The organism is Lysinibacillus sp. NPDC056185, assembly GCF_047737915.1.
GTDB lineage: Bacteria > Bacillota > Bacilli > Bacillales_A > Planococcaceae > Lysinibacillus.
Genome location: NZ_JBLLLQ010000067.1, coordinates 1 through 3,763, shown reverse-complemented (window position 1 = coordinate 3,763; position 3,763 = coordinate 1). Strand labels below are relative to the sequence as shown.

Below are 3,763 nucleotides of genomic sequence, written 5' to 3'. Positions count from 1 at the left end.
ACTATATACCATACACATAGCCCAATGATACTCTGTTTCATGACTAAAAAATAATGCATCACTAAATGTCTCAATAGGCTTTGAAAAATATTTGCAATTATTAATAATCAATTCTGCTTCATTTTTAGACTTTTTAGCATATTCTACAATAATACCTTTTATAATTTCTTTAAAAGTAAAATCATTATAAATAATTTTCGTACTTGAACTTGTATCAATCAAGATAGTACCATCTTTATCCATACATCATATCGCTCCTTTTATTGATTATTATGGACATACCTTATGTTTATCAATAGAAGTATTTGTATCATGAACATTGGGTCATAGTAAAGGAATCTATTATAGAAAAGCCCCCAATATCGTGATATTGTCCTTGATACCTTTTAACTCACAATTAGCTTTGTTCATACTCTTTTTTAACTCTTTTATACAAGAAAGGCCGAAAATAAAGGTTGGATTCTTACCTTCAAGGCCAATCGGATCCTGTTTGTATACATTCCCTCCTTGGGTGATTAGTATCGGAATCAGTTGTTATACAATCCTGTTTCAACATCTTCATACTCCCCCTGAGATACCTAAAAAGAATGAAATCCTACTCACCAGTGAATTCAATCACTCGTCCATAAATATCAAGCTCAGCTGACCAAACTTGCTTTCTTTGTGTCATAGGCTTCAAAAGGTGTTCCTTCCCTTTATTTAAAGCTGAATCATGCGGAGACCCTTTGTTACTCCATGCATATACATGAGGACCTCTATTTGGATCATTCGTATGAAGATACACGAGATAAAACAACTCTATTTCTAACAGAAAAAAGTAGCATAAATCCTTTTAAAATCAGGATTCATGCTACTTTATTACATTAAACAATTATCACTTTATCCTTTTTAAAGTGCTTAATTGCAAGTTGAGCGTGATCAACAACATGCTCTGAACTATGTTTTAATAGGCTTTCTAAAATTTTAATAGAAGCTTTCCCAGACGTTGCAACTGCATTCGCTACACCGTTTTCATACTGAGAATTATCTAACAACACTTGATGAATTTCTTCTGTCACATTCCTATGACAGGCAATATTCGATATAGTGCCTTTTCATAAGTTTGCCCTTTATGAATATTTATTAAATTAGTTAAATCAATGCTTGATAATGTGTCTAAAATCCCAGGCAAATATCCATCATTCTTTTTGTATATTTTTCTCAATACCAAAGGAGGTGTGTTAACATCTATTTTGTACTGCATAGCTTTATGGACATCCTCCTTCAAAAGCATTCTTAGCCTTTTTAGCTAGTGGATACTTCTCTCCAGGATAAATATCGCCTTTTTTCCTTTTAATCTTTAGTTATCATAACAGAATTTCTCTGTGACCCCTAAAGGATTGGTCGTGCTTGTGCAATTACCACGACGGTCATGTGTCCATATCGAACTCGTCAGTGAATTGGTTCCCAGTTTAATCCCTAGATTCCCACCAAAATTTGCACTATTTTACTTAAGATCTGTTACGTCTAATAATAAATCAATCTTACTTACATAGCATATAATTTTATTCCACCAATTAAACCTAAAAGAACTGACAGCAAACGAGATATATGGTTAATCACGACAAAACAATTCTACCTCTAACAGAAAAACATATTTATAGAAATCTATTTTAACTACCCATTTTACAATAAGTTTTCATCAACTTGATTTCCATCTTTATCAAAAACAATTGAATCATCCAAAACATTTCGATACTCTAAATGCTCACTATGATTAGCACGCCAATCTTCTTGATTTTGACCACGATATTCCCACATCGTTATTAACCCCAGTACTTCTTCTAAATTGTCACCAATAAACTCATTACCATCTTTTTCAGCAATAAATTCATATGTTGCATCTTCTATAATATCTACACAAAAATAAATTTTGCTAGTAATCGTATACCCTTTTGATTTAATTACTTGAAAGCACGGAATAGCCGTATTACCAGCGACACCAATCCTTACCACCTAAATTCCTCCAATCTGTTTTGAATTTAACCTACACACTTTATTTTACTTGAAGGTATTTGTCCATGTATTAATACTTCATAACAGAAAAAATTCCATACAACGCCTCATCCGACACAAAAGTTAACTTCTTTTGCTATAATTTCAATTAACGTTTCCCTATTCCAAGCCGGCAATATCTTAAATAGTTTGTAATCAATTGCTGATTCCTTTAATTTGTTACATGTTTCTTGTATTTTAATATTATCAATTTCAATAATAAAGTCTCCTATCTCCTCCCCTGTAGCATCAAGCGCTTCTACACTAATCGTATCTATAAAAATTATTTTTTTTAACTCTTCCTTCCAATCCAAGTACGTCAAATACAGGTATGTTTCAACCAATTCAAGTTTTACAATTGTGGCATCGTATAGAGTATTATTTTCATTCATAACAAACTCCCCTTTTCTCACACATAAAGTCTATGTAAAGAAAGTGTTTTTCTAACTCCTCGTTATAAGTTAATTATATCAATATCTAAGCTTTTTTTGAGAAAGTTCTTTATTACTTGGATGAATATTTGTTCTATTTCAATAGTTCATTTGCTCCCGATAGGAATCTCCTTTGGTTATTTTAATTACTGTTCCGTATAAATAACCTTTTGATGCAATTTCAAATTGAACTAAATCATCATCAAGATCATTTTCAAAAAAAATTTGATATTCACTACTTCGAAATTCCATTTTTAGCCTCCAAGACGTAACTTTTTACAACTCTCTCTCATATATTTTTTATGATGTTGACATTTTCGCTCTTACAAAATCGCAATCTCCTTGTTCACAAAAAGACCTAATTTTCGATATTAAATACTCATCGCTAAAACAAAATTAATAGAAAATAGACTCGTTATGACATGAAAAGTCATGGCGAGTCTATTTTCTATTTTCTTTACACGGGCTTTGTTTTTACTTTTCTAAACTGACATCTTTTTTTTGAGAATGATCCAGTCCTTAATGCCATCTTCTGCAGGAATATTGCTCGTAAAAATTATCAATATCTTCCTGACTTAGTATTTTCATATCATTAAAAAGACTATCCAGAATATCTTCAGCAATCTCTGCGTCTTCTACACAACCTGTATTTTTTGCCAGAAGTTCTACCGCTACTTTTATTAAATACCCTCTGTCCGCTTCAGTCAGAGTACTATCATTATAAACTTGAATTATTAATTTTTTTATTTGTTCTTTGACCTTTTTGTTTTCAATGTAATCTTCCTCTTCACTTTTGAATTGATTATTGCAGTAGTTTTCGTAGTAGTTCTTTAAAGAATTTCTAATTTTGTCGATTTCACTTCGATAATCTATCTTCATAATTTAACGACACCTTCCTTTTTTATGAATAACATAAGCACGTTTAGGTATTTCACCTTGTATGAGACCCTCAGCATCTTTCTTTGCAAACTTATAAGCTGGATTTCCTAGTATATGTATCTGCCAAAGTTTCATGTAAACCTAATGGATCAATCATTCGAATAGGATCGCAAACATAGCCGTATAGCGTAATTATTTCAATGCTTTACAGATTTTTTGAAACTTTATTTAATAACCCCAACTTAGTTTAAAAATTCAAAACTACTATCTGCTAACTTTTTTAGCAATATACTCTGACTCCCATTCATTATAGTTATTTGGGGGTTCTGTATTAATACCCTTTAACCAATATTTATCACCATAGACCATACACATAGCCCAATGATACTCTGTTTCATGACTAAAAAATAATGCATCAC

Annotated in this window: 7 protein-coding genes; all 7 read right to left on the bottom strand. The window is 31.5% G+C overall.

Translation table 11 applies throughout. The features are described 5' to 3' along the window. Window positions 1–243, bottom strand: a 243-nt coding sequence (locus ACMZ42_RS26825; RefSeq protein ID WP_415733387.1) for a hypothetical protein, incomplete at its 3' end; no start/stop codon positions are given. 620 nt (window positions 244–863) lie between these two features. Continuing rightward, entirely contained in the window at window positions 864–1,058 is a 195-nt protein-coding gene (locus ACMZ42_RS26820) for a hypothetical protein (protein ID WP_415733386.1), read from the bottom strand. After that, on the bottom strand, window positions 1,055–1,243 hold the full coding sequence (locus ACMZ42_RS26815) for a hypothetical protein (protein WP_415733385.1): 189 nt from the start codon (window positions 1,241–1,243) through the stop codon (window positions 1,055–1,057). Before ACMZ42_RS26815 ends, ACMZ42_RS26820 begins: the two co-directional genes overlap by 4 nt. A gap of 422 nt (window positions 1,244–1,665) precedes the next feature. Next, window positions 1,666–1,995 (bottom strand): hypothetical protein, encoded by a 330-nt coding sequence (locus ACMZ42_RS26810; RefSeq protein WP_415733384.1) that lies wholly within the window; start codon window positions 1,993–1,995, stop codon window positions 1,666–1,668. A gap of 107 nt (window positions 1,996–2,102) precedes the next feature. Beyond that, window positions 2,103–2,426, bottom strand: coding sequence for a hypothetical protein (locus ACMZ42_RS26805; RefSeq protein WP_415733383.1), 324 nt, complete (start codon window positions 2,424–2,426; stop codon window positions 2,103–2,105). Window positions 2,427–2,564: 138 nt separating this feature from the next. Further along, complete coding sequence (locus tag ACMZ42_RS26800) at window positions 2,565–2,717, bottom strand: hypothetical protein (protein ID WP_415733382.1); 153 nt, start codon at window positions 2,715–2,717, stop codon at window positions 2,565–2,567. Between the two features lie 267 nt (window positions 2,718–2,984). Beyond that, window positions 2,985–3,344, bottom strand: a complete 360-nt coding sequence (locus ACMZ42_RS26795) for a hypothetical protein (protein ID WP_415733381.1) — start codon at window positions 3,342–3,344, stop codon at window positions 2,985–2,987. Window positions 3,345–3,763 lie beyond the last annotated feature (419 nt).